Below are 25852 nucleotides of genomic sequence, written 5' to 3'. Positions count from 1 at the left end.
CTCGCCGACCTGCACCGCGTAGCGCGAGGGAACCAACTCTTCGGGTCGCGATCTACCGGAGGGTGAGGTGTTGTCCAAGCTCATGTTTGTCTGCTGCTGAGCAATCGAACGGGGTTTTGTTTCTGTCTGCGACATGATGCGCTCCTGTTTTGCGTGATCGAAACGTGTCGGTTACAAGCCACGGCGCGGACTTTATGTTGAGGCGCGTTTGGCGGTCGATCCGGCCAAGGAAGAGGAAAGGCCATACCTGAGGATAGGGCAGCCTATGCTCTCAGTGCGGCCGCAGCGGAGATTTTGGCAGTGAAGGGGCTGGCATGAAGGAGCAGACGCTTTGCATTGGATGTTCCCGGGCGGATGAATCCGCCCGGTGCGTTCGCGTCTGCTCGGCGATCAAGCGGCGCGCTTGTGGTCTGCCGGATGCTGCAGCCGAAAGCCGATCGCCAGTCGGTTCCAAGCATTGATCATGGCGATGCCGATAGACAGCACCAAGAGTTCGTCTTCCGAAAAGACGCTGTGGGCAATTTCATAATCCGCATCCGGCGCACGGCTCTCGGCGATATTGGTCAGCGACTCGGCCCAGGCGAGTGCTGCGCGCTCACGGTCGCTGTACAGCTGCGATTCGCGCCAGGCGCTCAGAAGAAGCATGCGCTCTTCCGTCTCGCCCCGTTTCAGAGCGTCCTGACGATGCATGTGCAGGCAATGGGCGCAGCCGTTGATCTGCGACACGCGCACTTTGACGAGCTCCATTAGTTTTGGATCGAAGCTCTTGGCAATCCAGGCCTCGACGGCGACGAGGCCATCGATGCCGTCATTCTTCCTGGCCAATATGTTCAAGCGTCTGGTCATCCTGCTCTCCGTAGATTGGTTGCGATCGGGTCGAAGCCACGCGCGTCGCCCGGATCACCCACTATCCACGGCATCGCGGATCATCCATCTGGCCGGAAGGCGCTCCCGGTTAGCATCTGATGGAGCTGAGCTTTGCCGATCGATCAGGTTTCTCCGCCGTTTGAGCCATCTCCTTCTATACTTCGGCAGTGGATGGGCGCGTCCCACGTAGAATGGCTTGCGACCGCAAACCCGCGCATCCTCCCGGCATGGCAATCGCTGCGTTAGGAGAAAGCAGATGCTCAAACTTATCAAGGTCTTGGCGCTTGGCGCTGTGATCGCGACGCTACCTGTCGCAAGCGCACAGTCTCGAGCTCACGATCTCAAGCCGACAGTCGTTCTCGTTCATGGCGCCTTTGCCGAATCGTCGAGCTGGGATGCTGTGATTGGCCGCCTGACCAAGAATGGCTATGTGGCGATCGCGGCGGCCAACCCGCTTCGCAGCGTCGCATCGGATGCCGCATCCGTCGCGGCGGTCGTTCGCGCCATCCATGGACCGGTGGTTCTGGTGGGCCACTCCTATGGTGGACCGGTCATCACGGAAGCCGCAAACGGCAATCCGAACGTGAAGGCCCTGGTCTATGTTGCAGGTTTCATGCCGGATACCGGCGAATCCAGCCTCACCCTGTCGGGCAAATTCCCGGGCAGTACGCTTGCCAGCGCGCTCGCACCCGTGATGCTGCCGGACGGCACGCAGGACCTCTACATCCAGCCGTCCAAATTTCATCTCCAGTTCGCCGCCGACGTTTCAGATGACAAGGCGGCGCTGATGGCTTCGGCGCAGCGTCCAGTCGCCCAAGCTGCGCTCGCCGAACCCTCCGGCGCCGCATCTTGGAAGCTGCTGCCCTCCTACATGATCTACGGGTCCGCCGACCGTAACATTCCACCAGCGGTCATGCAGTTCATGGCCGAACGGGCACACGCCGCGAAGACTGTCGTCGTCGACGGTGCCTCGCACGCGCTCATGGTCTCGCATCCCGCCGAAGTCACCGCTCTCATCGAACAAGCGGCATCCGCCCGGTGAACAGCCATATTGTCGGTCCGGAGAAGTTCCGCCTCAAACGAAATTGCGGGCACCGTTCCTGACGTCGCTCGGCCGGCGTCGGCTTTCAGGACTGACTCAATCACTACCAGCCGAGAATGGGATCGCCCGCCCAGGGTCACGTGCTGGCGTCTGGTAGCCGCGATCCACTGGCACAAACGCCTAGTCGTTCGATGCGATCAGCTAAACTTTCGTACAGTTCCGCAGATGCTTGCGGCCAATAGTTTTCCGGGCCGCCGGTCGCCATCCTCGTTCGCATTTCAATCATCGTGAAGGATAAAATATGCAGGACATTTCAAACCCATCGGCCGTTAGCCTCTCACGCCGCGACGCCCTGCTCGGCGGCCTCACCGCCGGTATCGCAGCGGGCTTGCCCGCGGTTGCCGCCGCAAAGACTCCGAAGCAGCCTCTCCCCGCCACCATCAATCACGGAAAGCAAGCCATGAGCACGATCACCACCAAGGACGGCACAGAAATCTATTACAAGGACTGGGGCACCGGCCCGGTCGTTACCTTCTCGCACGGCTGGCCGCTGAACTCCGATGCCTGGGACGGCCAGATGGTCTTCCTCGCCCAGCACGGCTTCCGCGTCGTCGCGCACGATCGCCGCGGCCATGGACGCTCCAGCCAGCCGACGTCGGGGAACGACATGAACGGATATGCCGACGATCTGGCCGCCCTTATCGAGGCGCTGGACCTCAGGGACGCAACGTTGGTCGGTCACTCCACCGGCGGCGGCGAGGTCGCCCGCTATATCGGCCTGCACGGTACGAAGCGTGTCGCAAAGGCCGTCCTCATCGCTGCTGTGCCGCCGGTCATGGTGAAATCGGCGACCAATCCAGAAGGCCTGCCGATTGAGGCGTTCGACGCGATCCGCGCTGGCCTCGTCAAGGATCGCTCGCAATTCTACCGTGACCTTGCCTCGCAATTTTACGGCGCCAATCGACCCGGCTCGAACGTTTCCCAGGGCACGCTCGACCAATTCTGGCTCTGGAGCATGCAGGCCGGCCTGCTAAACGCTTATGAATGCGTCAAGGCATTCTCGGAAACCGACTTCACCGAAGATCTGAAAAAGTTCGATGTGCCGACGCTCGTCCTGCACGGGGAGGACGACCAGATCGTTCCAGTCAAGGATTCCGCCGTCAAGTCTGCCCGGCTGATCAAGGGCGCCAAGGACATCTACTATCCCGGCGCGCCGCACGGCATTACCGCCACGCATCAGGACCAGGTCAACGCCGACCTGCTCGCGTTTCTCAAGGCTTGAACCCGCTACGGCTCGCGGAGCAAACCGCCGTGCTCCGCGTCCCGTCCGGAACTGGCGCGGCCTTGCCGCGCCAGTTCCTCGATCCCTTTCTATCATCGCCTTTTAGAGGTCATCCACCATGCCGAAGACTTGGCTCATAACCGGCAGTGCCAGCGGAATCGGCCACAGCACGGCCGAACTGGTGCTCGCGCGCGGCGACAACCTCATTGCAACGGCCCGCAACGTCGACCGCCTTCTCGACCTTGCGCGCCGCTACGAGGAGCACGTGGAACTCATCGAACTCGATGTGACAGACGCGTCCGCATCGCGCGGCGCAGTCGAAGCCGCGATGGAAAGGTTCGGACGACTCGACGTGCTGCTGAACAACGCCGGCTATGCGCATCTCAGCCCTTTCGAACAGGTCTCTGAAGATGATTTCAAGGCGGAGATCGACACCAATTTCTACGGCGTGGTCAATCTGACGCGCGCAGCACTTCCCGTGATGCGTAAGCAAAAATCAGGACATATTATCAATATCTCGTCCAGTTCGGCGCGCTTCGGCAGTCCCGGCTCCGCCGCCTATACCGCCGCCAAATGGGCGGTGAGTGGTTTCACCGCTTCGCTCGCCAAGGAGGTCAAGCCGTTCGGCGTCAAGGCCATCGCCGTCGAGCCGGGCAGCATCCGCACGAACTGGACACGGGTCGCCCGCAGCCATGTCCCGCCGCTGCTGCCGGAATATGAGCCAACCATCGGCGCGATTATGAGGATGACGGAGGGCTATGCCGGCACCGAGCCCGGCGATTCCGACAAGGTGGCCGCCGTCATCTTCGATCTTTCCCGCCGGGACGATCTGCCGGAACAGCTCGTCCTCGGAAGCGACGCGCTGGCGCGAATTGCCCAGAACGATGTGGTCCGATCGACGGCCGCGCTCCAGTGGAACGAGGTCAGCCGGTCGACGGACTTCGACGAGGATGCCACGCCCTTGCGGCTTTTGGACTGAGACAGGAACCATCCAATCGGGTGGCGGATATTATTGAGGCTTGACAGTTTTACACCAGGCGGCCAAGCGACGGCATCGCCGCCAATGCATGGATTTCCATAAGTTGCGGCCGTGCAGTGGCGCGAATAGGGTACGACACGGGATCGCTGACGCTGCTATCGAGACTAGCCACTCGATATGCTGTCGCCCCCCAAGGTTTATTTTCCCTGCAGGAGCCGCCGATGACGCGCGTCTGGTCGAACCGCCCTCCACTCCTGCATCTGGGTCTGTTTTTGGCGGCCTATGTCCTGGGTTGCGGCTTCGCGCAGGCTCTTGCAATCGTTCCTGGAACAGGCATTTCCATATGGCCTCCGAGCGGGCTTTTCATCGCGACCCTTGCCACCTCGCCCAGAAAGAGCTGGCCGTGGTGGGTGCTGGTTGGCTGCCTCGGCGAGCTATTCGGCAATGCCTTGTGGTTCTACAGCCCGCTGCCTGCCGCCGTCCTGATTTATGCCGGCAATGCGCTCGAAGCTATGATCGGCGCGTGGCTCGTGAACCGGGCCTTGGGGCGGCCGGTCCGGCTGGAAACCTTGCAGGAAGTTCTTGTATTCGTCGCATTAGGTGCCGGAGTTGCCCCGATCGTGAGCGCAGCGGTGGGAAGCGCGACGCTTGCCTGGTTCGGCATATTTTCGCAAACGTTCTCAGGGGCCTGGCCTCTCTGGTGGATGGGGGATGCCACCGGCGTCCTGATTATCGCACCGCTTGCGCTGGTCGTGATCCAGAACTGGAACGCCAAGGCCGAGCTATCGACTGCGCGATGGGTAGAAGCGTGTGCCGTGGGACTTATCCTTCTTGGCGTCGCGGCCCTTTCGCTCGGCGGCTACCTGCCCTTCGCCTATATCATCATGCCGCCGCTGCTTTGGGCTGCGGTGCGCTTCGAGTTCAAGGGGGCTGCCGTTGCCCTCGTCCTTCTCGCGCTCATAACTGCGATCTTCACGATATCCGGCGCCAGCCAGTTCGCCGGAAATGCCGAGAGCCAGCGCCACAACCAGATCATGCTACAACTCTTCCTGGCGATCTCGGCATTTTCGGCGCTGGTCGTGGCCGCCATATCCCGGCAGCACCAGCTCGCGTTGCTGACATTGCGCCAGAGTGTGGAGGCCCTGCGCGATCGAGAGCGAGAGCTCTCGCAGATCGTGAACATGGTCCCAGTCCACATCAGACGGCTGACGCCCGAAGGCGAGCCGACCTTCTTCAACAAGCGGCTGGTGGATTTTTTCGGGCTTGATCTGCAACAGTTGAAGAGGCCAGGCACAAGCCAGCTAGCGGCAAACATTGAGACTCTTGTCCATCCAGATGATGCGCCCAGTCTATTGCAGGCGGTGCGCCATTCTGTCGCCACAGGCGAACCATACTCGATGAAATATCGCATGCGCCGCGCGGACGGCGTGTATCGCTGGGTTGATGGCCGGGCGGAACCACTGCGAGACGAAGGCGGGAAGATCTTGCAATGGTACGCAATCTCCATCGACATCGATGATGAGGTGCGCGCGCAGGAGGCCTTGCGCGACCGGGAGCGGGAGCTCTCGCAGCTTGTCGACGCCTTGCCAGTCCACATCTGGAGCTGGACGCCTGCTGGCGAGCTGGCCTACGTCAACAAGCGATCTTTGGAGGATCTCGGCCTTTCCAAGGCGAACTTCGAAGATACCGTCCGGGTGGCGCAAAAGCTGGTTCATCCCGAAGATGCCCCCGAGGTGCTGCGAACGTCAGCCAACTCCCTTAAAACTGGCGACGCCTTCATGATGCGGTATCGCCGGCGTTGGAAAGACGGCAACTATCGCTGGATAGAGGCGCGCGCGCAGCCTCTGCGCGATCACGATGGAGCGATCGTTCAATGGTATCAGGTGTCCATCGACATCGACGATCAGGTGCAGGCCGAAGAAGCGCTGAAGAGCAGCAAGCGGCAATTGGAACAAATGATCGACGCCATGCCTTTCAATATCCTGAGCTTCACCGCTTCAGGCAAGATGACCTACACCAGCAAGCGGTATCTCGACGACGTTGGTTTGCCGACGGCGGACACTAAGGACTTCGATGCGCTGGCCCGAGACGTGGCTCACCCCGACGACTTTCCAACAATGTTTCAGAGAGCATCGGATGGCTTTGCGACCGGTCAGTCTTTCGTGAACCGATTTCGCCGGCGCAACAAGCAGGGCGTTTATCGCTGGATAGAGGCGCGCGCGCAGCCGTTGCGCGATGCAGATGGCACAATCGTGCAGTGGTACATTGCTTCGATCGACATTGAGGACGAGATGCGCGCGCAGGCGGCATTGCGCGAGAGAGAACGCTTCCTTTGGCAACTGGTGGAAACACTGCCGGCGATGATCGATTGTGCTGCGCCGAACGGCGAACCAGTCTATCGCAGCCAGCAACTGCGCGAGTTCCTTGGCTATGAGCTGGGGGAACTGGATGGGAAGGCCAAATCGCGGCTGAACGGCACGCTCGATGCCGGGGTCCATCCCGACGATGTCGCGGGCGTCAAGGAGCAATATGCCCATTGCCTCGCGACCGGCGAACCCTATCTCAGAAAGCACCGTCTGCGGCGCTTCGACGGCGAATATATCTGGGTCGAAACGCGCGCCGCGCCGATGCGCAAGGACGACGGCACCATCGTGCAATGGAACATGATCTGCCTGGATATCGATGGTGAGGTGCGGATGCAGGAAGAGCTGCGCCTGGCGCAGGAGCGGCTTGCGCGCGCCAGTCAGGCGGCGAGCCTTGCCGAACTTTCGGCCTCCATCGCCCATGAGGTAAACCAGCCTCTGGCGGCGATCGTCGCCAATTCGCATGCCTGTTACCGCTGGCTGTCAGCCGAGCCGGCCAATGTCGATCGAGCGAAGATCACGACAGAACGCGTCGTCCGCGATGCCAATTCGGCGGCGGAAGTCGTCAGCCGCATCCGGGCGCTGTTCAAGCAGTCCGTGGAGAACAGGATCAGCCTGTCGCTCTCCGGCGTCATCGCGGAGGCGTGCAACCTCGTGGCAGGGGAGGCATTGCGCCGTCGCATCCGGATCGACATCGACGTGGAAGGCAAGCTTCCGCCTATCGCGGTCGACCGCATCCAGATCCAGCAGGTCTTGGTCAATCTCATGCGCAATGGCATGGAGGCAATGGAGGCCGTCGCAGGGGAAAAATCGCTCACCGTGCGCGCCCATCGCGTGGGTAGTGAGGTGCAGACCGAAATAGGCGACCAGGGAAACGGCATCGAGTTCCCGGATCAGATCTTCGAGCCCTTCTTCACGACGAAAGAGAATGGAATGGGCATGGGTCTCGCCATCTGCCGTTCGATCGTCGAGGCGCATGGCGGGCGTCTATGGGCCGAGAAAAATGAACCACATGGCGCGCGGTTCATTTTCACCTTACCAATCGTGGGGAAAGCGGCGCCATGACAACGGATGACCATGTTGTTTTCGTCGTCGACGATGACGAACGCATCAGGGAGGCGCTCGGCGAGCTCCTGGAGACCCACGGCATGCGCGCCATCGCGTTCGGTTCGGCGGGCGACTATGTGGACGCTGAAAAACCGGATCTACCTGCCTGCCTGATACTCGACGTTGAATTGCCCGATATCAACGGCCTCGAACTGCAACGGCAGATCGCCGAGGGCGATCATCCGCCGATCGTCTTCATTACCGGCCATGGCGACATCCCCTCCTCGGTGCGGGCGATCAAGCATGGTGCGGTGGATTTTCTCACCAAACCGTTCAGCGACGCGGACCTTATGGCTGCGGTGCATACGGCAATATCCGAGGATCGGCGAAAGCGATCGGAGCGGGCTGAACTCGGCATGCTGAGACAACGCTATCTCGAACTGACGCCACGCGAACGCGACGTGCTGCCGCTCGTGGTCAGCGGCCTGCTCAACAAGCAGGCAGCATCGGAACTCGGAATCAGCGAAGTGACGCTGCAAATTCATCGGAGGAATGTGATGCAGAAAATGGCGGCGGCATCGCTCGCCGACCTCGTGCGCATAGCGGAGCGATTGGGAATACCGATCACTCATTCGCGCCGGGCTGGAGGAAACTGAGCATGGAGAAGACAAGACCGATCGTCGCGATAGTCGATGATGACCCGCGGCTGCTCGAGTCGCTGGAGGAACTGCTGGAATCCGCCGGCTATACAGCCTGCTGTTTCCGGTCGGCGGAGCATCTGCTCGCCCGTGACCTGTCGAACCTGGATTTGTTGATCACTGATATTGGCATGCCGGGCATGAACGGCTTTGAGCTTCGTGACATCGTCAAAAAGGCGCGTCCGGAACTACCGGTATTTCTGGTCACCGGCCGCCACGAGATCGCCGACCAGGGCCGCGTCAAGGGCGTCGACGGCTTTTTTCGAAAGCCATTCGATGCGCCTGCGCTACTCATTGCGATAAGCGAAGCTTTGCAGAAATCGAGAAATGGAGGGTGACATGAGAATTGACCAGCCGCTCCGCAGATCGGCACCGCTGTCGCGGCAGCACAAGAATGACACAAGTGAGCCTATCGTTATCATCGTTGATGACGATGCGGCCGTTCGCGAGGCCTTGTCGGAGCTGATCCTCTCAGCGGGCCTGCAGCCCATGAGCTTCGCCTCGACCCATGAAGTGCTCGACGCCGACATATTGGACAGCCCGGGCTGTCTGATCCTTGACGTGCGCATGCCGGGGGCGAGCGGCCTTCACCTGCAGCACCATCTGGCGGAAAACGGCAATGCGAAGCCGATCATCTTCCTGACCGGACACGGCGATATTCCGATGACCGTGCAGGCGATGAAGGCTGGCGCGGTCGACTTTCTTACCAAGCCGGTGCGCGACCAGACGCTGCTCGACGCTGTGATAGCCGGCATCGCGCTCGACGCGGCCCGACGCGCCAACGCCTTGGTCGTCAGGCGCAATATCGAACGCCTGGAGACGCTGACGCACCGCGAGCGCGAGATCCTGCGCGAAGTGGCGCGGGGGCGGCTCAACAAGCAGATCGCCTTCGATCTCGGGATAAGCGAGGTCACGGTCAAGCTGCACCGCGCCAATGTCATGCGCAAGATGGAGGCCGGGTCGATCGGCGAGTTGATCAGGGCTTGGGAGACGCTGCCCATGGCGATGCGCGAGGCTGGCGGCGCCTGGTTCTGACGGGATCGATCCTGCCCAAGGATGTCGATGTCGCCGATGATAGGTTGTACTCACATCGCTTCGATGGCTCTCGCCTCACGGGCTATGAAGTCGCAGAACAGTTTGACGCGCAAGGGCACGGTGCGGCCGAAGGCATGCAGCGCGTTGAATGGCAGGCTCGGAAGCGCAATCTCCGATGCAAACGTGACAAGCGCACCGGCTTGCAACTCCTTCGCCACCAGACACCGCAGCAGATAGGCGGCACCCAACCCAGCGAGCGCCGCCTGGATGAGCGCGGCGCCTGAAGCAGAACTGAAAACCTGTCCGCAGGAAGATCCGATCCGACCGTCACGGCATTCTAGATATCGATCGCCGGCGATGCCGGGAGGGAGGGGGAAGCGGCGCTCGTCCATGGCCAGCATACGCGCGAAGTTCCGCGCGAATACGGTCTCGGCGATGAATGCCATCGATAGCCTTCTGGGGCGCAAGGTGGCGGAGAAATCGTCGCCTACTGGATGTTTCCTGAAACCGTATTCGATGAAGGATAAAACATGCATCGATTCAAAGTGCGACAGCGACCTTTGTGCGTCTGAAAAGACGCACCGCGCTGTAGAACACGATGATCTCAGGTTGCCTCGGCCTAAATCATAAACGCTTCGATGCGAAAAGGTCAGAGCGGGATGCGGGCGGATCGATCCGGCATTCTCCGAACGTTGCACGCGAGCCGAAGTCGTGCTTCAAGATGGCACGTGACTGGACATGCTGCATGGCGTTCGCAATGCTCGCTCAGACGCATGTTGCTACGATGAGGCCGGCGAGCCCGCCAGCCGGCCTAATCCATTTTGGCGGCGGTTCTCCCGAGAGACTCTCCATGGCACTCAAAGTTGCGGTCCAGATGGACCATATTTCCTCAATCAACATCGCGGGTGACAGCGCCTTTGCCTTGATGCTGGAGGCACAGGCACGCGGCCACGAGCTTTATCACTATACCCCCGACCGCCTGGCGATGATCGGCAACGACGTTTTCTGCGTGCTGGAGCCGGTCGAGGTGCGCGACGAGAAGGGCAACCATTTCGTGCTCGGCGAGAAGCAACGCATGAACCTGGCCGATATCGACGTGGTGCTCATGCGCCAGGATCCGCCGTTCGACCTGTCCTACATCGCGGCGACCCATATGCTCGAAAAGATCCATCCCAGGACCCTCGTCGTCAACGATCCAGCCGAGGTGCGCAACGCCCCGGAGAAACTCTTCGTCACCCAGTTCGCAGATCTGATGCCGCCGACGCTCATCACGCGCGACAAGACGGAAATCGACCTATTCCGTGCCGAATACGGCGATATCGTCATGAAGCCTCTTTTCGGTCATGGTGGCGCAGCCGTGGTCCGTCTCACCAGGGACGATCTCAACTACGGCTCACTCTATGATATCTTCGCCACGACCTTCCGTGAGCCTTGGGTCATTCAGCAGTTCCTCCCGAACGTGAAGCATGGCGACAAGCGCATTCTCCTCGTCGACGGCGAGTTCGCGGGTGCGGTCAACCGGGTGCCTGCAGCCGGCGATCTGCGCTCCAACATGGTGCGCGGCGGTGCGCCGACCGTCGCCGACCTCACCAAAAAGGAGCGGGAAATCTGCGAGCGTTTGGGCCCTTCACTGCGCGAGAAGGGGCTCATTCTCGTGGGCATCGATGTCATCGATGACAAGCTCACCGAAATAAATGTGACCGCGCCAACGGGTATCCGCGCAGTGAGGAAGCTTGGCGGCCCGGACGTGGCGGCGAAAGTGTGGGACGTGTTGGAGGCGAAGCTGGCGGGGTGAGGATCGTATGGCGATACCCGCAGCCATTGGCGGGCGGGATGCTAAGCGACCCCGCGAGAGGCGGTGGTCGCGCTAACACGATCGTCCTATGGGCGGGCTAAGGGCGGTCGCGGTCTCTCCGGAGATCGTTGGCCGCCCGCCGTTTCCGCTTCCGTCGGGGGAGATCGAGTGCCGACGGGATTGAAGCGGTGAAACTCTGTCGATGCGAGAAAGATGGAAAACGAACAGCCGAAAAGAGAAACAATCAACACTAGTCATTTTTCCATCAGATGATGGAATGGTAGAGTAAAGATCCTCCTCTATTGGATCGCCTATGCTCGAATATTCTCTTGCCCATTGGATCGCATTCCTCACGGCCGCCGTTCTCCTGAACCTGTCGCCCGGTCCAGATATGGCTCTCATCCTCGGCCACACGATCAGGAGCGGAACAAGGGCTGGATTTTCAGCACTCTTCGGCATTTGGACCGGCTCGCTCGTCCACGTGCTTCTAGCTGCATTTGGTCTCTCCGCAGTTCTCGCCGCATCGGCAACCGCCTTCACAGCCGTCAAGTGGATTGGGGCGCTCTATCTCGTGTGGCTCGGCATCCAGGCGCTGCGGGCAGGCGGCGGGACGGCTTTTGCGAAAGCCCAGGGCGAAACCTCAAGTTGGAGGCAGATTTACCGACAGGGTGTTCTCGTTGCGGCGCTCAACCCGAAGGTCGCCATCTTCTTTCTCGCGTTCCTGCCGCAGTTCGTCGTCGAAGGCGCTGGCCCAGCCTGGTTGCAACTCGCCGTGCACGGCCTCCTGATCATTGTCGTGGCGGCGTTCATCGAGCCGCCGCTTATCCTTGCCGGCGGACGGTTCACGGATCTTATCAAGAGGAATGGCCGCATCTCTGTTTGGCTTGACCGTGGCCTTGGCGCGCTTTTCGTAGCACTCGGCATCCGCTTGGCGTTGACGACCCGCTAGATCATCTCTCTGAAACTACGCAATCCCGAACGGAAAGCCGTTACACGCTTTTCCCGGAATTGCTCTAAAATATGGCCTCCGTCGGGGCGGATTGGACTCTTGCCCAAGGCGCGACGGACAAGCACTCGACAAGGTAATCCATGAGCGCGACCACACGGGCCGGTCGCAAGGTGCCAGGCGGGGTCAAAAGATTTAGCGCAATGTCATTGATGCGCCATCCGGGCAACACTTCTTCGAGCTTTCCCTCGGCCAGATCTTTCCAGACCATGAATTCCGGCTGAAGCGCCAGGCCATATCCCGCCATCAGTGCCGGAGTGAGCGCCTCAGCATTATTGAACTTCAGCCTCCCCCGCACAGAAACGATGTACTCGTCGCCGCATCGGTGACGAAAGCGCCAGAGTTCGGGTGAGGGGAGATTGGTGTAGATCAGGCAGGCGTGCTGCTCCAGGTCGCGAGGGTGGGTAGGCCGGCCCCATTGATCGAGGTAGGCGGGGGACGCGACGAGCGGGCGACGCACAGCGCACAGCTTGCGGGCGCGAAACGAAGAGGTTGTCAGAGCCGCAATTCGCAATGCGAGATCAAAGCCGCCGGCAACGAGATCTTCAATGTGATCGCTGAGCGAGAGCTCGATATCGACTTGGGGATAGCGCTCGAGGAAGGCCGGAATGAGGGGAGCCAGATAGCTCACGCCAAATGACATGGGAGCGGTGACGCGGACCAGTCCGCGCGGATTGAGCGCCTGTTCCGTTGCTTCGGCTTCGATGGTTTCGCCGTCGGCAAGAATGCGTGCCGCCTTGTCGCGTGCGGCTTCTCCCGTTGTGGTGAGCGATATCCGGCGGGAAGTCCGGTGCAGGAGTGCCGCGCCGAGCCGTTGTTCGAGACGGCTGATTGCCTTCGAGATCGTCGGCTGCGACATCCCAAGAGATTCGGCTGCTTTTGCAAAAGAGCCGGTCTCCGCAACACCGGCAAAGACTGCCCAGGCCTCAAGGTCAGGAAGTTTGCTCATGTAAATCTTGGAATGAATGTCTTTCCGCGCGTTCAATTCTGCATGATCCGAGATCATGCTATTTGAGGAGAGGCGTCAAGGAAAACTTCAAGATGTCTCTCAGGCTTCCTAGTCAACATCGAAATCCGGGACATGGTCGCCGAACGCCGGTTTTTCCGGCGTCCCGTGTGGGCAATGGCATGGTCAGGCAAGTATTTCAGGTCGCCACCTATAATAGAAATGCTTACGCGGCCGGCGGTCCTCGTACGCCGGCGGAACTCGTCAATCGACCTCACTTTCGGCACCCATGATATTCCTTGTCCCGACTGAAGCCGAACGGCATCACTTGAGAAGCACGCTAACCACAATGGCGCTCTGTACCGGTACTGCAATTCTCTCCGCATGTGTCGCGCCCGAGACCATGCTACGCGGCGTTGGGGGGAATCCAGTCGCGGCGCTGCCGCCCGAGCCGCAGGGCGTAGCAGGGGAGTGGCTGGACCCGAACGGATTCGTCTCAAGCTTCAGCGGGGGAGAATTCAAAACTCGCACGACCGACACCAACCAGGTGCTCGCCTACGGCACCTATGTCAGTTCCACCCCGCATCTCATCGAGATCCGCATGACGTCCCTGCTGCGCAATCGCATGACCAGGGTCAATTGTGCACTCGTCGGTCCGAGCCAGTTGAACTGCACGGCCGAATCCGGATCGCGTTTCACGCTCCAGCGCCGGGCGGCGGTCTCCGATTCGGGCACGGCGAATGCGATCGTCGGTCCCGGTTGACGCCGGTCGGCGGTCGCCAAAGTGTGCGGACCGTTGTCGCGCGCGCCGTGCGAACAGAGACAGTAATCTGGAGGCTGGATATGGAAACGAGCTTCGATGTAGGACACGCCTCTCACGCGCTTGGGGCCATGGCGCATGCCCATCGGCTGCTCATCCTCGAATTGCTTCTCGAGCGCGAATGGTCCGTTGGTACGCTCGCCGTTCGGGTCGGGCTCAGGCAGGCGACATTATCGCAGCATCTGGCGAAACTACGCGTGGCAGGCGTTGTCCAGTACCGGCGAGAAGCGCAGACGGTTCTTTATTCATGCCGTTCCGACTTCGTCGTGCGTATCATGGATGCATTGAAAAAAACGTCGATGAGGCGCTGTTGAGCCAGGAAGAGCGTTCTGAATTGTAACCTGGTTTCGCGCAGGCGCGGATCAGGCGCGGCAGCCGGAAGCCGCCGCGCCTTCTAATCACTCGGCCGCGAGCGTCTGCTCGCCGCTGTTCAGCGTGATCAGCCTCCTGGCGCGCGCGAGGCTTTCGGGCTGTTCGTTTCCGTACCGAGCGCCGATTTCCATCATCAGGACGGTGCCGGGCAGGAATTCGAGTTCGCTGAAGATGCTATCCCAGTCTATATCACCCCAGCCGAGCGGCATGTGCAGGTCGCCTATGCCGAGCGCAGTCGATTCCTGGGGGTGGAACGCCTTGTAAAATCCTTGCGGGCGGCCGAAGGAATCATGGACATGCAGATGCCCGGCGACCGGTGCCATCGCGCGAAGCTGTTCGCGGAAGTCGAGTCCGCGATAGGTCGATTCGATATAGGCGTGGCTGAAGTCGATCAGCGCCACCAGGTTAGGGTGATCGACCGCCTTCACAGTTTCCGCCAGCTCGACGGGCGTCTGCCGGTATTGTCCTGGCTCAGTGGTGAAGATGTTCTCGAACGCGACGCGCACTCCATAGGGTTTGCAGAACTCGGCAAGCTCGAACAGGGCTTCCCGCTCGCGCCGATCTGCGGCCGCCCGGTCGAAGATCTGGTCAGCACGCAGAAAGCCGCCGTGCTGGACGAGGATACGCGCATCGATCCGGTCACATAGCTCGACCAGCGCCTTCGCCGCGTCGATCTGGTAGCGGCAGGTGACCGGGTCCATGAAATTTGACGATACGAGGCCGTGGACCGTATAGCGGAAATCGAACTGGCTGGTGAGCGCCACGAGCCTGTCGGCCCTTTCCTTGATGATGCGGCCGCCGGCGATAAGGTCGAGGCTGGTGAGCCCCAGTTCAACCGTGTCGACGCCGATTCCGGCGAGGCGGTGCAGGTCCGCTTCGAGACTGGCCAGTTCGCCGTCGGTCGAGCCGGAATTGAATCCTGTCGCGATGATGTTGCCCATTGTTCGTCTCCGATCGTAGGATTTTGGGGTTATGCGTTGACCAGTGTTTCCGCGCGCAGTCTCAGGGCCAGATCCGGGCTGTCGGAGGTGAGGTGTCCGATGCCGCGGTCGAGCCATTTGCGGATGAGTTGCTCATCGTTGAGCGTCCACACGCAGAGCCGGTCGAGCGGCATGGTCCTGGTGAGGAGATTCCATTCGCGCTCCATCAATTCGTGATGGATGGCGATGATCTCGACCAGGTCGTCGACGCGGCCGAGAAAGGGCTGCAGTCCACCCTGCTTATCGGCCCACGCCGCGTCGACGGAGACGAGCCGCCGGATGAGCGGCGCATGGCGACGGCAAAGCTCGAGGACCGACGTGTCGAAGGAGGTGAGATAGCTGCGCTCGTCGAGGCCGAAGCGGGCGATCTCTGACGCCACCTTCTCGACGATGCCCGGATAGGGCGTGCCAGTTGTGTCTGACTTGATCTCCACATGCAGCGTCTTGTCCTTTGCCGGGGCGAGCACCGAAAGCACGTCGGCAAGGGTGGGGATGTTCTCGTCAGTGCCCCTCAGCTTGATCCGTGCACGGGTTTCGGGTGTGAGCGCGCGCACCGGACCTTCGGCTTCGGCTGTCCGTTCGAGCGTTGCGTCATGGATGACGACGAGCTCTCCAGCGTCTGTCAGATGCACGTCGAATTCGACGGCGTCCACGTTGAGCGCAAGCACGTTGCGAAAGCCCGTCAAGGAGTTTTCCGGCCAGAGATTGCGGCCGCCACGATGTCCGGTGATGAGTGTCATTAGCTGGTCCTGTTGGAGTATCTGAACGGTTCAGCGCACCGTCGGATCGAGCTTGTCGCGCAGCCAGTCTCCGACGAGCGAGATCGACAGCGTGGTCAGCATGATGACGAGTGCGGGGGCAAGCATGATCCAGGGTGCGCGCGTGAGGTATTCGCGTCCGAAGCCCACCATGTTGCCGAGGCTGGTTTCAGGTGGTTGCACGCCGAGGCCAAGGAAGGAGAGGCCGCTTTCCATCAGGATGATCTCGGGGAAGGTCAGCGTCATCGACACGATGAGCGTGGACGCGACGTTGGGCAGGATGTGACGCAGATAGACTCTCGCCGGTGTCGCCCCCAGCTGCACCACGGCAGCTGCATAGCCCTGCGCGCTTGCGGAAATCGCCAGGCCACGGGCGATGCGCGCGTAACGCTCCCAGCCGTAAAAGCCCATCAGGCAGACCAGAAGCACCATGGATGAGCCGAAAAAGGCGAGAACGGCGAGCGACATGATCAGAAACGGCAGAGCGGCCTGGAAGTCGGCCAGCACCAGCACGAGATGTTCGACCGCACCACGGAATTTGGCAGCGGCAAAACCAAGCGCCGTTCCGAAGACCGCCGACAGGATCGTCGCGCCAAAAGCGATGACGAGCGAGACGCGGATCGACTGGATGAGGCGGGAGAGCACGTCGCGGCCCAGCTCATCGGTGCCCAACCAGTGCTTGGCATTACCGGGCGATGCGAGCCGGTTGGTCAGATCCATCGCGGTGATGCCGTAGGGCCTCAAGGCGTCGGCAAAGCAGGCCACCAGGACCATGGCCGCCAGCCAGAAAATGCCGAGCCCGACCGAAAAGGGTACGTGGCGGCGAAAATACGAGATCAGTCCGAGAACGCCGCTGCATGCCGATTGCGTTTGCGCCGATTGCTTTTGTGCCATGTCTGCCGAGGTCATCGCCGGTCCTCAATGTGCAGTTTGCGCGCGCAGGCGCGGGTCGAGCCACCCGTAGAGCAGATCGACGACAAGATTCGAGATTACCATGGTGGCCGCGATCATCAGGAGGATGCACTGGACGACAGCCAGATCGCGGTTGCTGACGGAGACCACCAGAAGGCGGCCGATGCCGGGCCATGAAAAAATCGACTCGACCACGACGGCGCCGGCGATCAGCGAACCGACCATGAAGCCGACAATGGTAACGATCGGCACTGCCGCGTTCGGCAAAGCATGGCCCCAGACGACGTCCGACCACTTCAGCCCCTTTGCGGAGGCCGTCCGGATGTAGGGCTGGCCCATCACTTCGATCATGGCGCTGCGCGAGAAGCGTGCCAGGATGCCGATGCCGCCGATGCTCATGGTGATGGTCGGAAGGATGCTATGCATCCACGTGTCCTGACCGCCAGAGGGAAGAACGCCGAGGATCACGGAGAAGATCAACACCAGCAGCAATCCCATGACGAAGGAAGGGATGGTGAAGCCGAAAATCGCCAGCAGGATCACGCCGCGATCGGCAAAGCTCTGCCGATGAAGGGCTGCGTACACACCCGCCGGGATGCCGATCAGAAGCTTCAGCAGGAGCGCCGGAACGGTCAGTTGCAGCGTCGCCGGAATGCGCTCCAGAACGAGTTGCAGGGCCGAGGCCTCGTCGCGCATCGAGACGCCGAAATCTCCGGAGAAGATCGATTTGATATAGGCGAGATATTGCACCCAGAGCGGCTGATCCAGGCCCCAGGCCTTGCGGAAGGCGTCCACAGCGTCCTGCGGAACATCCGGGCCGAGCATCACCTGTGCCGGATCGCCCGACATGCGCAGCACGACGAAAGCGAAGGTGACGACGGCGAAAATGGTGATCACGGCGCGAAGCAGGCGGGTAAGAACGAAGCGTATCATCGTCACCTCCCGTTATGCGGCGACCGGCGCGGTTTCGCCGGGGACCAGGTGACAGGCCGCGGTTCGGCCGCCTCCGATCGAACGAAGATCCGGCGCGCTTGTCCGGCAGATGTCGCTCGCCAGGGGGCACCTCGGGTGGAACGCGCATCCGGAGGGACGGTTGGCGGGGTTCGGCGGCTCGCCCTGCAGGATCCTGCGCCCCTCGAGTATCTTGCCCGGAACAGGTACGCTCGATACCAGGGCCTCGGTGTAAGGATGTCTGGGCGACTGAAAAATCACGTCGGAGGACGCCTCTTCGACGATCTGTCCGAGATACATCACGGCGACACGGTCCGCGATGCTGCGCACGACTTTCAGGTCATGGCTGATGAAGATCATGGCGATCCGATTCTGTTCCTGAAGGTCGCGCAGCATGTTGACCACTTGCGCCTGGATGGAGACGTCCAACGCCGAAACAGGTTCATCGCAGACCAATAATCGCGGACGGGAAGCGAGCGCTCTTGCGATGACCGCGCGCTGGCGCTGGCCGCCCGAAAGCTCGTGCGGAAAACGGCCGGCCTGATCTCGGCGCAAGCCGACGGCGGACATGAGTTCCTCGACACGGGCGGCACGATGTTCCTTCGGAATGAGCTTGTGAATATCCAGGGGCTCTCCGATCTGGGTGGCGATCGTCAACCGCCGGTCGAGTGCGGCAAGCGGATCCTGGTAGACGAATTGCATTCTGGCGCGTAGCGCCCGCCATTCGGCTGTCCCGGGGGCTGCCATCGGCTTGCCCTCGAATTTCACCTCACCGGATTGCGGCGGATCGATGCCGAGGAGCATGCGCCCCAGCGTGGATTTTCCGGATCCCGATTCGCCGACAATGCCAAGGGTCTCGCCGGGCATCAGTTTGATCGAGACCCCGTTCACGGCGCGAACGGGTGTCGGAGTGCCAAAGAGGCCGCGGCGGACCTGATAGACCCGCACCAGGTTATTGGCTTCGAGGAGGGCGCTAGTCACGATACGGCTTCCAGAGTTCGTGTCCTGACCGGTGGCGCCGAGACGATGGGGACAGGCCTGTGGCAGGCCAGCCGCCGGCCATCATGCATCGGCGCGAGGCTCGGCAAGTCACTGCGACAAGCCTCCACGGCGCGCCCGCAGCGGGGAGAGAAGGCGCATCCGGCGGGAAGATTTTTCGGATTCGGCACGGTGCCGGTAATCGGGAAAAGCCGTTGGCGGGGACCATCGATCCGCGGGATCGCGTCGAACAGGCCGCGGGTATAGGGATGGCGCGGTTCGGAGAACAATTGCTCCATGCGGCCCTGTTCGACGATGCGGCCGGCATACATGACGCAGACGCGCTCGCAGACCTGCGACACGGCGCCGAGATCGTGGCTGATGAACACCATCGCCATGCCGGTTTCTGCTCGAAGCTGGACGAGAAGATCGAGGATTTGCGCCTGGATCGTCGCGTCGAGCGCGGTCGTTGGCTCGTCGGCGATAAGGAGATCAGGTTGACCGGCAAGCGCCATCGCGATCATCAGACGCTGGCATTGGCCGCCGGAAAATTCGTGGGGGTAGAGATCGAAGCGGCGCCGGGCATCCGGAATGCCGACCATGTCCATCAGTCTTAGGGCTTCAGCCTTGGCCGTCTCACCATGAAGCCCGCGATGGATCGCCAGTGCTTCGGTGATCTGTCGTCCGATACGGATCACGGGATTGAGGGAACTCGATGGGTCCTGGAAGATCATCGCGATCCTTCCGCCGCGAACCTCCTCCAGCACATGGCGGGAGCTACCGCAGATTTCGCGGCCCTCGATCCGAACGGAACCGGTGACGCTCGCCTTGCCCGGAAGCAGGCCCAGCGCCGCAAGCCAGGTCACCGATTTGCCGCATCCGGATTCGCCGACAAGCCCCACGGACTCGCCGCGCCCGACATCAAGGTCGATGCCGTGCAGGACCTGGACGCCGTCAAAGGCAACTCTCAGACTGCGCAATTCCACGAGGTTGGGGATCATTCCACTGACCTCCTTCGATGTCCGCGCTTGCGTGCCTTCCGGTTCGCAACTGCGCGTGCTGAAAAGGGGAAAGACACCGGGACCTTCGGGCCGCCGGTGTCTTTTTTGTTTGCGGATCACATGGTCCAGTTGCTGGCGCGGAAGTCCATTGCGAAGGCCGGAGCAGCCTTCCACTTCAGCGACGACTTCATGCCGGTGAAGACGGCGTTCTGGTGCAGAACCTGATAGACCGGGTCTTCGCGTTCGCAGATTTCGAGCATGCGGGCGAATGCCTTCTTGCGCAGGGCCGGATCGGTGCTGGTTTCCAGAACGACCGACAGTTCGTTTGCCTCGGCATTGGTCCAGTCCTTCTTCTGCTGGACTTCGCCGTTCGGGCCGAACTGTGCGACCATCGGCGTTACCGGGTCGTTGATATTGGCCGAGGCCGACCAGTCGCGGACGCCCTTGAGGCCGGACGGATCGTGGATCTGGCCCCAGTTTTCCTTCATCTCGATCTCGACGTTCAGGCCCACCTGTTTCCACATCTCCACCATGACCTGACCGTTGGCGGTCTGGTTGGTGTAGTAGTTGTTGAGCAGGCGGAAGGGGATCGGATCACCTTTGTATCCCGCCTGTTTCAGAAGGTCCTGGGCCAGTTGCGGATTGTATTCAGGCGCTTTCCAGTCCTTGATGAACATGTCGCCATAGGACGAGAATTGAAGCCCGTCCGGAACCACGGTCTGGCCGGCCCAGAGCGCATCGACGATCGCCTGGCGGTCGATCGAATGCGTCATGGCGCGGCGCACGAGCGGATCGGCCAACACCGGATTCTGTACGTTGAAGACCGAAATGCGATGGTTGAGAATGGTGGAACCCTGCACCTCGAAGCCCGATGCGGCGCGAACGGCGCCGATCTGATCCGGCGGCAGGTCGCAGGCGAAATCATATTCGCCGGAGAGCAGACCGTTCACACGGGACGAAACCTCGGGAACTTCCACGAAGCGGATCTCTTCGAGCGGCGGGCGGCCACCCCAATATTCGTCAAAGGCGACCAGCGTCAGGGAAACGTCTGGCTTGTACTCGCCGACCATATAGGGGCCGGTCGTGACCGGCTTGCGGGCCCAATCGGCGTAGGTCGCAGCTTCGTCCCAAGCACGACGGTTTGCGATCTGGCTGCCGAATGCATAGAGGCGACCTTCGAGCGTGATGTCCGGCGTCGCATTGTGGAAGCGCACGGTATACTTGTCGACCGCTTCGACGCCGGCGAGCGCCGGCCAGAGACGACGGCCGATGCCCGGAACGGAGGCAGGCAATTCCTTCGCCGTCGTCGGCTTGTGTTCATCGGCGAAGATCGTCTTGCCGCCAGCGGGCTGCGTGTCGCCGAAGAGGCGTTGGGCCGAGAAGCTGAAGACGACATCGTCGGAGGTCAGTTCATCGCCATTGTGGAACTTGACGCCCTGGCGCAGCTTGAGTTCAAGCGTCTTGTCGTCGATCCGCTTCCATTCGGTGGCGAGACCCGGCACCGGACCCTGGCTGCCCATCCAGTCGCGCAGGATCAGGCCTTCCCAGAAATTGGGGAAGAAAACGCGCTCGCCGACGTTCGACTGTTCGTTCCAGATGTCGAGCGTGTTGTTGTTGGTGATCTTCTGGACGGCGATCGTGACGGACGGGCGCTTGCCCTGGCTGAAGGCCATGCGCGGCAGTATCAGGCTGCCGGCGGTGGCTCCCATTAGTCCAAGCGCGCTGCGTCGGGTGATTGAAAGCATCTGGATCCTCTCCTTCTACAAGGGACAACTCAAAAAGCGCAGAAATCTGTCTTGTGCATTCCGGGTGTCGGCTTCTTGATAATCCTGTGAATTTTCAGTGACATCGCCGCACCCGCGAGGGCGCCGGTCATACCGGCGTTGGAATTTTCACCGCGCGCTCGGCCGGATGAACGGGTGCTGCGGAAAAGACGGTGCTCAAGGCCGCCGACAGTTCCTCGGCGCCGGTAGCGACCAGTGTCGCGCCTGCCTCGGCGAGCACCGCGCTACGCCCTTCGCGAGGGTCCGCAGGGTCGACGAAGCCGATCGCGCTCATTCCGGCGGCGACGGCGCCGGCAATTCCGTGAGGACTGTCGTCGATCACCAGGCACTTGGCTGGATCGACGCCAAGGGTCTCGGCACACAGCAGAAAGAGATCGGGCGCAGGCTTGGCACGCGCGACCATGTCGGCGCTGAAGATGTTCGGGGCGAATTCATCCCAGAGATCGAACAGACCGAGACTGTTCTCCAAGCGCTCCATCGTGCTGTTGGATGCGACACATTTCATGTGCGGCAAGGAGCGGATGAGCGCTGCGATGCCCGGCATCGGCGCCAGCGAACGGGCGAACTCGGCGTAGAGATTGTCGCGGGCATCCGCGAAAATACCGTCGACGTCCTTGAGCCCCAGCTCCTGGATACAAATGCCTCTTGCATCCGCCTCCGAATAGCCGGTGAACCGCTTATGGACCTCGGCATGGGACAATGTTGCGCCAGCGCTCTGCAACGCCTTCCAAAAGACACGGCTTGCGACAGGTTCGCTGTCTATCAACACGCCGTCGCAATCGAAAATAAGCAGTTCTGGGGTCATCATGATGCACGTGCCTGGTGGTTTATGCGGGCATGTTGGAATGCAGGAAGGCGAGCTCCCGAAGAGTTCGGATTGCCGTTTTCCAATTCGGTTGCTGACCGGCTGGCTCGGCGTGAGAATTGTCTTCGGCCGAGCAACCGTGTTGGGCTGCTTCTAGGTTACAATTGTTACGCCGATGTGACATTTGCTCAGGAAGGAATTGAGTTTGGACATCCAGGAACTGATGGTGAAGGCGTCGTGGCTCTACCACGTGGAAGGTCTCACGCAGGCAGAGATCGGCGAACGGATGAACCTCACGCGGCGTCGGGTGAATGAGCTGCTCGCCGCCGCGCTGCACAAGGGCATCGTGCGGGTCAGCTTCAATTCCCCGCTTGCGGAGAGCGTCGAACTGGAAGCGCAGCTATGCAGCCGCTTCGGCCTCCAGGAAGCTGTGGTCGTGCCCACGCCCTCGGATTCTGGCCAGATGCATGCCGTCCTCGGCCGTGCCGCCGCTGCTTTCCTCGATCGCCTGATCCAGGTCCGCAAACCAGGGGCCATCGGTGTCGGCTGGGGTGCGACATTGCGTGAGACGGTGCAACATCTGACGACGAGGAACGAGCCGCATATCGAAGTCTGCTCCATGATGGGTGGGCTGACGCGCGGTTCTGAAATCAACACCTTCGAAATCGTGCGTAGCTTCGCTGAGGTTCTCAATGCCAAGTGCCACTATTTCGCGGCACCGATCTATGCGAGCAGCGAGCAATCGCGCGATGTCATCATCGCGCAGCCGGTGTTTCAGGAGCTGCTTCGGGAAAGTTCGAACGTCGATATGTCCTTCCTGAGCGTCGGCGATGTCACGGACCAGTCCCTGCAGGTCCGCTACGGACTGCCGCTGCAAAGCGACATACGGGAGCTTGTTGCGACCGGTGCCGTGGGCGATTTGCTCGGGCGCTACCTCGATGCCGAGGGGAGACCGGTCGATCATCCGCTGAACCGCCAGGTCATCTCGCCAGAACTTGCGGACTATCACGGCATTCCCTGTCGCATAATCGCATCGGGTGGATCCCATAAGCGCGCCATTCTCTTGGCCACGATGAAGGCGCGTTTGGCAACGGCGCTCGTTACGGACTCGGACAGCGCCCGTTGGCTGCTCATCCAGCCCCCGGCGGAGGCCGGCCGTTGATCAGCCGCGCTGGCCGAGATCCATCAATTGCCGAACCAGTTTGAGGACGAGGTCTGTTGCCAACCCCGGCCGCAATAAACTGGTTTCACATCGACGTGAGCTTTGGCGTCGGCGTGATGATTTCCTCGAGCATCCACCCTAGGGTGCGTCGATGATCAAGCTGGTTGCTGCATTTCTGTCGTTTTTGGCGTTCCTGCCGTTTGCGATCGCGCAGGAGGTCCCCTCCGTGCCTTCGCTGCTCGATGGCCTTGCTGACCGCGACGATCTGAATGCATTGAAAACCGTCGTCATTGCCCGCGGCGGCAAGGTCGTCGCGGAACGCGGCTATCGCGGTCATACGCCTCGGGAATCGACCAATATCAAATCGGCATCGAAGGCTATCGTGTCGGCGCTTGTCGGCATTGCGATCGACAAGGGTCTGCTCGAAGGGCCGGATCAGAAGATCGCGCCGATCCTGAAAAGCGAGCTGCCGGCTTCACCAGACCCGCGGATCAACGACATCACGATCGGCAACCTGCTTTCGATGCAGGCGGGACTTGGGCGGATGTCTGGGCCGAACTACGGACGCTGGGTCTCCAGCCGCAATTGGGTTCGTTTTGCGCTCGCGCAGCCCTTCGACGACGAGCCGGGAGGGCGGATGCTTTATTCGACGGCCTCTACCCATCTCCTTTCGGCGATCCTGACGAAAGTCGGCGGCAAATCGACCCTGGCGCTCGCGCGCGAATGGCTCGGGCCGGTCGAAGGCTTCCGGATAGGCGCATGGGAGCGCGATCCGCAGGGCATTTATCTCGGCGGCAACCAGATGGCGATGAGCGCCCACTCGCTGCTTGCTTTCGGAGAGCTTTACCGCAATCGCGGCAGGACGGCCGAAGGCCGGCAGATCGTTCCGGAAGATTGGATCGATCTCTCATGGCAGGCGCGCACCAATTCCCGTTTCTCAGGCGACGCCTATGGCTACGGCTGGTTCGGACGGCAGATCGGCGGCGAGGACGCGTATTTCGCCTGGGGATATGGCGGCCAGATGCTCTATATCGTGCCGTCGCTGCAACTCACCGTCGTGATGACCTCGGCGGAGAGCGGACCTTCGGCGCGCAATGGCTATCGTGATGCGCTGCATGGTGTCATGGCCGATATCGTAAGAACGGTTCGCGCATCCTGAAGGTGAGCCCACCGCAGGAATGGCATCCGCGCCTTCACTGTCCCGCGCCGAAGAACGCGAGTCGGGTGAAGAGCACGTAGTTCGATTCCGACACCATCAGTGCCACGAAAACCAATACGAGGAGGGGCGGCAGCAGGATCGCGTAGGTCAGCGCGAGGCGCTCCCAGGCCATGTGCATGAACACAGCGACGATGAGACCGGCCTTGAGCATCATGAAGATCAGGATCAGCGACCAGCGCAGATAACCCTCGAGGCCGAGATAGTCCACCATGTAGGAAAAAGCGCTGAGGACGAACAACAGTCCCCAGACCAGAAGATAGAGCTTGATCGGGTGGTGCTGCTGCTGCTCGGCATGCGCCTCTACCGGAGCCATGATGCCCTCCTCACCAAAGATAGAAGAATGCAAAGATGAAGACCCAGACCAGATCGACGAAGTGCCAATAGAGGCCGGTGATCTCGACGATCTCGTAGTGACCTTTGCGGCTGGTGAAGAAACCGCGCCGCTCCGTATCGAAATCGCCGCGCCAGACCTTGCGGGCGATGATCAGCAGGAAAATCACGCCGAACGTGACGTGGGTGCCGTGAAAGCCGGTGATCATGAAGAAGGTCGAGCCGAACTGCGCCGCTCCCCAGGGGTTGCCCCAGGGCCGCACGCCTTCAGCAATGAGCTTCGACCATTCGAAGGCCTGCATGCCGACGAAAGTGGCGCCGAACAGCGCAGTCAGGAGCATCAGCGCAGCCGTCTTGCGCCGATCGCGGCGGTAGCCGTAATTGACGGCCATCGCCATGGTGCCGCTGCTGGAGATGAGGACGAACGTCATGATCGCGATAAGGATCAGCGGCACATGGACGCCGCCGATCTCCAGCGCGAAGACCTCGCTCGGGTTCGGCCAGGGCACGGTTGTCGACATGCGCGCCGACATGTAGGCGATCAGGAAGCAGCCGAAAACGAACGTATCGCTCAGGAGAAAGATCCACATCATGGCCTTTCCCCAGGAGACGTTCTTGAATGCCCGCTGGTCCGAGGCCCAGTCGGAGGCAAAGCCGGCGAGGCCGGACGAGCGGGTCAGCGGTTCCAAGGCAGACGGCTTTAGCGGAGCAGACATGTCA

The 25852-nt window shown here is 61.2% G+C and carries 26 protein-coding genes and 1 pseudogene; 13 read left to right on the top strand and 14 right to left on the bottom strand.

The genetic code is table 11. The features are described from left to right. Both QN224_RS26865 and QN224_RS26860 read right to left on the bottom strand, forming a co-directional pair. A pseudogene (locus QN224_RS26865) lies at positions 1 to 135 on the bottom strand (MBL fold metallo-hydrolase); the annotation flags it as partial. Between the two features lie 255 nt (positions 136 to 390). After that, complete coding sequence (locus tag QN224_RS26860) at positions 391 to 846, bottom strand: carboxymuconolactone decarboxylase family protein (protein ID WP_283979096.1); 456 nt, start codon at positions 844 to 846, stop codon at positions 391 to 393. A 277-nt stretch (positions 847 to 1123) separates the two neighbouring features. Here QN224_RS26860 and QN224_RS26855 point away from each other — a divergent pair, with 277 nt between their 5' ends. From QN224_RS26855 to QN224_RS26825, 7 genes are all read left to right on the top strand, one after another. After that, a complete protein-coding gene (locus QN224_RS26855) occupies positions 1124 to 1909 on the top strand; it encodes an alpha/beta hydrolase (RefSeq protein WP_283979095.1) in 786 nt (261 codons plus the stop codon). 301 nt (positions 1910 to 2210) lie between these two features. Beyond that, positions 2211 to 3191: an alpha/beta hydrolase gene (locus QN224_RS26850; RefSeq protein ID WP_283979094.1), complete on the top strand. Its 981-nt coding sequence runs from the start codon at positions 2211 to 2213 to the stop codon at positions 3189 to 3191. Between the two features lie 118 nt (positions 3192 to 3309). Further along, positions 3310 to 4170 carry an SDR family oxidoreductase gene (locus tag QN224_RS26845; RefSeq protein WP_283979093.1) on the top strand — a complete coding sequence of 287 codons (861 nt, stop codon included), beginning with the start codon at positions 3310 to 3312 and terminating at the stop codon, positions 4168 to 4170. A gap of 221 nt (positions 4171 to 4391) precedes the next feature. Next, positions 4392 to 7598, top strand: a complete 3207-nt coding sequence (locus QN224_RS26840; RefSeq protein WP_283979092.1) for a PAS domain-containing protein — start codon at positions 4392 to 4394, stop codon at positions 7596 to 7598. Next, complete coding sequence (locus QN224_RS26835) at positions 7595 to 8236, top strand: response regulator transcription factor (protein WP_283979091.1); 642 nt, start codon at positions 7595 to 7597, stop codon at positions 8234 to 8236. Before QN224_RS26840 ends, QN224_RS26835 begins: the two co-directional genes overlap by 4 nt. A gap of 2 nt (positions 8237 to 8238) precedes the next feature. Next, positions 8239 to 8616 carry a response regulator gene (locus QN224_RS26830; RefSeq protein ID WP_269281885.1) on the top strand — a complete coding sequence of 126 codons (378 nt, stop codon included), beginning with the start codon at positions 8239 to 8241 and terminating at the stop codon, positions 8614 to 8616. 1 nt (position 8617) lies between these two features. Then, entirely contained in the window at positions 8618 to 9313 is a 696-nt protein-coding gene (locus QN224_RS26825) for a response regulator transcription factor (protein ID WP_269281886.1), read from the top strand. A 50-nt stretch (positions 9314 to 9363) separates the two neighbouring features. Here QN224_RS26825 and QN224_RS26820 read toward each other — a convergent pair whose 3' ends face one another. Then, on the bottom strand, positions 9364 to 9705 hold the full coding sequence (locus tag QN224_RS26820) for a LysR substrate-binding domain-containing protein (RefSeq protein WP_283979106.1): 342 nt from the start codon (positions 9703 to 9705) through the stop codon (positions 9364 to 9366). A 458-nt stretch (positions 9706 to 10163) separates the two neighbouring features. Here QN224_RS26820 and gshB point away from each other — a divergent pair, with 458 nt between their 5' ends. Beyond that, positions 10164 to 11108 carry a glutathione synthase gene (gene gshB / locus QN224_RS26815; protein WP_283979090.1) on the top strand — a complete coding sequence of 315 codons (945 nt, stop codon included), beginning with the start codon at positions 10164 to 10166 and terminating at the stop codon, positions 11106 to 11108. 313 nt (positions 11109 to 11421) lie between these two features. After that, positions 11422 to 12057: a LysE family translocator gene (locus QN224_RS26810; RefSeq protein WP_173509344.1), complete on the top strand. Its 636-nt coding sequence runs from the start codon at positions 11422 to 11424 to the stop codon at positions 12055 to 12057. A 64-nt stretch (positions 12058 to 12121) separates the two neighbouring features. Here QN224_RS26810 and QN224_RS26805 read toward each other — a convergent pair whose 3' ends face one another. Next, positions 12122 to 13063 (bottom strand): LysR family transcriptional regulator, encoded by a 942-nt coding sequence (locus QN224_RS26805; RefSeq protein WP_283979089.1) that lies wholly within the window; start codon positions 13061 to 13063, stop codon positions 12122 to 12124. Between the two features lie 400 nt (positions 13064 to 13463). On the opposite strand from QN224_RS26805, the gene QN224_RS26800 reads away from it, so the two are divergent. Both QN224_RS26800 and QN224_RS26795 read left to right on the top strand, forming a co-directional pair. Further along, on the top strand, positions 13464 to 13823 hold the full coding sequence (locus tag QN224_RS26800; RefSeq protein ID WP_283979105.1) for a hypothetical protein: 360 nt from the start codon (positions 13464 to 13466) through the stop codon (positions 13821 to 13823). Between the two features lie 80 nt (positions 13824 to 13903). After that, entirely contained in the window at positions 13904 to 14194 is a 291-nt protein-coding gene (locus QN224_RS26795; protein ID WP_283979088.1) for a metalloregulator ArsR/SmtB family transcription factor, read from the top strand. An 84-nt stretch (positions 14195 to 14278) separates the two neighbouring features. On the opposite strand, the gene QN224_RS26790 is transcribed toward QN224_RS26795, so the two are convergent. From QN224_RS26790 to QN224_RS26755, 8 genes are all read right to left on the bottom strand, one after another. Next, positions 14279 to 15193: a TIM barrel protein gene (locus tag QN224_RS26790; RefSeq protein WP_283979087.1), complete on the bottom strand. Its 915-nt coding sequence runs from the start codon at positions 15191 to 15193 to the stop codon at positions 14279 to 14281. A 29-nt stretch (positions 15194 to 15222) separates the two neighbouring features. After that, positions 15223 to 15972 carry a glycerophosphodiester phosphodiesterase family protein gene (locus QN224_RS26785; RefSeq protein ID WP_283979086.1) on the bottom strand — a complete coding sequence of 250 codons (750 nt, stop codon included), beginning with the start codon at positions 15970 to 15972 and terminating at the stop codon, positions 15223 to 15225. A 30-nt stretch (positions 15973 to 16002) separates the two neighbouring features. Further along, the gene (locus QN224_RS26780; protein WP_283979085.1) at positions 16003 to 16899 is read right to left on the bottom strand and encodes an ABC transporter permease; all 897 of its coding nucleotides are present in this window, start codon (positions 16897 to 16899) and stop codon (positions 16003 to 16005) included. Positions 16900 to 16908: 9 nt separating this feature from the next. Continuing rightward, complete coding sequence (locus QN224_RS26775; protein WP_283979084.1) at positions 16909 to 17835, bottom strand: ABC transporter permease; 927 nt, start codon at positions 17833 to 17835, stop codon at positions 16909 to 16911. A gap of 12 nt (positions 17836 to 17847) precedes the next feature. Then, entirely contained in the window at positions 17848 to 18834 is a 987-nt protein-coding gene (locus tag QN224_RS26770; protein WP_283979083.1) for an oligopeptide/dipeptide ABC transporter ATP-binding protein, read from the bottom strand. Beyond that, complete coding sequence (locus QN224_RS26765; protein ID WP_283979082.1) at positions 18831 to 19832, bottom strand: ABC transporter ATP-binding protein; 1002 nt, start codon at positions 19830 to 19832, stop codon at positions 18831 to 18833. Before QN224_RS26765 ends, QN224_RS26770 begins: the two co-directional genes overlap by 4 nt. A gap of 116 nt (positions 19833 to 19948) precedes the next feature. Then, positions 19949 to 21577 carry an ABC transporter substrate-binding protein gene (locus tag QN224_RS26760; protein WP_283979081.1) on the bottom strand — a complete coding sequence of 543 codons (1629 nt, stop codon included), beginning with the start codon at positions 21575 to 21577 and terminating at the stop codon, positions 19949 to 19951. A 127-nt stretch (positions 21578 to 21704) separates the two neighbouring features. After that, a complete protein-coding gene (locus tag QN224_RS26755) occupies positions 21705 to 22421 on the bottom strand; it encodes an HAD family hydrolase (protein ID WP_283979104.1) in 717 nt (238 codons plus the stop codon). A 205-nt stretch (positions 22422 to 22626) separates the two neighbouring features. On the opposite strand from QN224_RS26755, the gene QN224_RS26750 reads away from it, so the two are divergent. Beyond that, positions 22627 to 23583: a sugar-binding transcriptional regulator gene (locus QN224_RS26750; RefSeq protein WP_283979080.1), complete on the top strand. Its 957-nt coding sequence runs from the start codon at positions 22627 to 22629 to the stop codon at positions 23581 to 23583. Between the two features lie 151 nt (positions 23584 to 23734). Continuing rightward, positions 23735 to 24742, top strand: a complete 1008-nt coding sequence (locus QN224_RS26745; protein ID WP_283979079.1) for a serine hydrolase — start codon at positions 23735 to 23737, stop codon at positions 24740 to 24742. Positions 24743 to 24776: 34 nt separating this feature from the next. Here QN224_RS26745 and QN224_RS26740 read toward each other — a convergent pair whose 3' ends face one another. Beyond that, positions 24777 to 25115, bottom strand: coding sequence for a cytochrome C oxidase subunit IV family protein (locus QN224_RS26740; protein WP_283979078.1), 339 nt, complete (start codon positions 25113 to 25115; stop codon positions 24777 to 24779). Between the two features lie 10 nt (positions 25116 to 25125). Further along, positions 25126 to 25848 (bottom strand): heme-copper oxidase subunit III family protein, encoded by a 723-nt coding sequence (locus QN224_RS26735; RefSeq protein WP_283979077.1) that lies wholly within the window; start codon positions 25846 to 25848, stop codon positions 25126 to 25128. Between the last annotated feature and the right edge of the window lie 4 nt (positions 25849 to 25852).

Source organism: Sinorhizobium sp. 7-81, assembly GCF_030124405.1.
GTDB classification, from domain to species: domain Bacteria; phylum Pseudomonadota; class Alphaproteobacteria; order Rhizobiales; family Rhizobiaceae; genus Sinorhizobium; species Sinorhizobium psoraleae.
This window is presented reverse-complemented; position numbering and strand designations above follow the sequence as displayed.

Coding starts and splice junctions, on each gene's coding strand:
- QN224_RS26760 (WP_283979081.1), bottom strand. CDS start 21,577: ATGCTTTCAATCACCCGACGCAGCGCGCTTGGACTAATGGGAGCCACC.
- QN224_RS26820 (WP_283979106.1), bottom strand. CDS start 9,705: ATGGACGAGCGCCGCTTCCCCCTCCCTCCCGGCATCGCCGGCGATCGA.
- QN224_RS26740 (WP_283979078.1), bottom strand. CDS start 25,115: ATGGCTCCGGTAGAGGCGCATGCCGAGCAGCAGCAGCACCACCCGATC.
- QN224_RS26845 (WP_283979093.1), top strand. CDS start 3,310: ATGCCGAAGACTTGGCTCATAACCGGCAGTGCCAGCGGAATCGGCCAC.
- QN224_RS26810 (WP_173509344.1), top strand. CDS start 11,422: ATGCTCGAATATTCTCTTGCCCATTGGATCGCATTCCTCACGGCCGCC.
- QN224_RS26790 (WP_283979087.1), bottom strand. CDS start 15,193: ATGGGCAACATCATCGCGACAGGATTCAATTCCGGCTCGACCGACGGC.
- QN224_RS26860 (WP_283979096.1), bottom strand. CDS start 846: ATGACCAGACGCTTGAACATATTGGCCAGGAAGAATGACGGCATCGAT.
- QN224_RS26735 (WP_283979077.1), bottom strand. CDS start 25,848: ATGTCTGCTCCGCTAAAGCCGTCTGCCTTGGAACCGCTGACCCGCTCG.
- QN224_RS26765 (WP_283979082.1), bottom strand. CDS start 19,832: ATGATCCCCAACCTCGTGGAATTGCGCAGTCTGAGAGTTGCCTTTGAC.
- gshB (WP_283979090.1), top strand. CDS start 10,164: ATGGCACTCAAAGTTGCGGTCCAGATGGACCATATTTCCTCAATCAAC.
- QN224_RS26800 (WP_283979105.1), top strand. CDS start 13,464: ATGCTACGCGGCGTTGGGGGGAATCCAGTCGCGGCGCTGCCGCCCGAG.
- QN224_RS26835 (WP_283979091.1), top strand. CDS start 7,595: ATGACAACGGATGACCATGTTGTTTTCGTCGTCGACGATGACGAACGC.
- QN224_RS26855 (WP_283979095.1), top strand. CDS start 1,124: ATGCTCAAACTTATCAAGGTCTTGGCGCTTGGCGCTGTGATCGCGACG.
- QN224_RS26795 (WP_283979088.1), top strand. CDS start 13,904: ATGGAAACGAGCTTCGATGTAGGACACGCCTCTCACGCGCTTGGGGCC.
- QN224_RS26785 (WP_283979086.1), bottom strand. CDS start 15,972: ATGACACTCATCACCGGACATCGTGGCGGCCGCAATCTCTGGCCGGAA.
- QN224_RS26840 (WP_283979092.1), top strand. CDS start 4,392: ATGACGCGCGTCTGGTCGAACCGCCCTCCACTCCTGCATCTGGGTCTG.
- QN224_RS26780 (WP_283979085.1), bottom strand. CDS start 16,899: ATGACCTCGGCAGACATGGCACAAAAGCAATCGGCGCAAACGCAATCG.
- QN224_RS26755 (WP_283979104.1), bottom strand. CDS start 22,421: ATGACCCCAGAACTGCTTATTTTCGATTGCGACGGCGTGTTGATAGAC.
- QN224_RS26745 (WP_283979079.1), top strand. CDS start 23,735: ATGATCAAGCTGGTTGCTGCATTTCTGTCGTTTTTGGCGTTCCTGCCG.
- QN224_RS26825 (WP_269281886.1), top strand. CDS start 8,618: ATGAGAATTGACCAGCCGCTCCGCAGATCGGCACCGCTGTCGCGGCAG.
- QN224_RS26830 (WP_269281885.1), top strand. CDS start 8,239: ATGGAGAAGACAAGACCGATCGTCGCGATAGTCGATGATGACCCGCGG.
- QN224_RS26775 (WP_283979084.1), bottom strand. CDS start 17,835: ATGATACGCTTCGTTCTTACCCGCCTGCTTCGCGCCGTGATCACCATT.
- QN224_RS26850 (WP_283979094.1), top strand. CDS start 2,211: ATGCAGGACATTTCAAACCCATCGGCCGTTAGCCTCTCACGCCGCGAC.
- QN224_RS26805 (WP_283979089.1), bottom strand. CDS start 13,063: ATGAGCAAACTTCCTGACCTTGAGGCCTGGGCAGTCTTTGCCGGTGTT.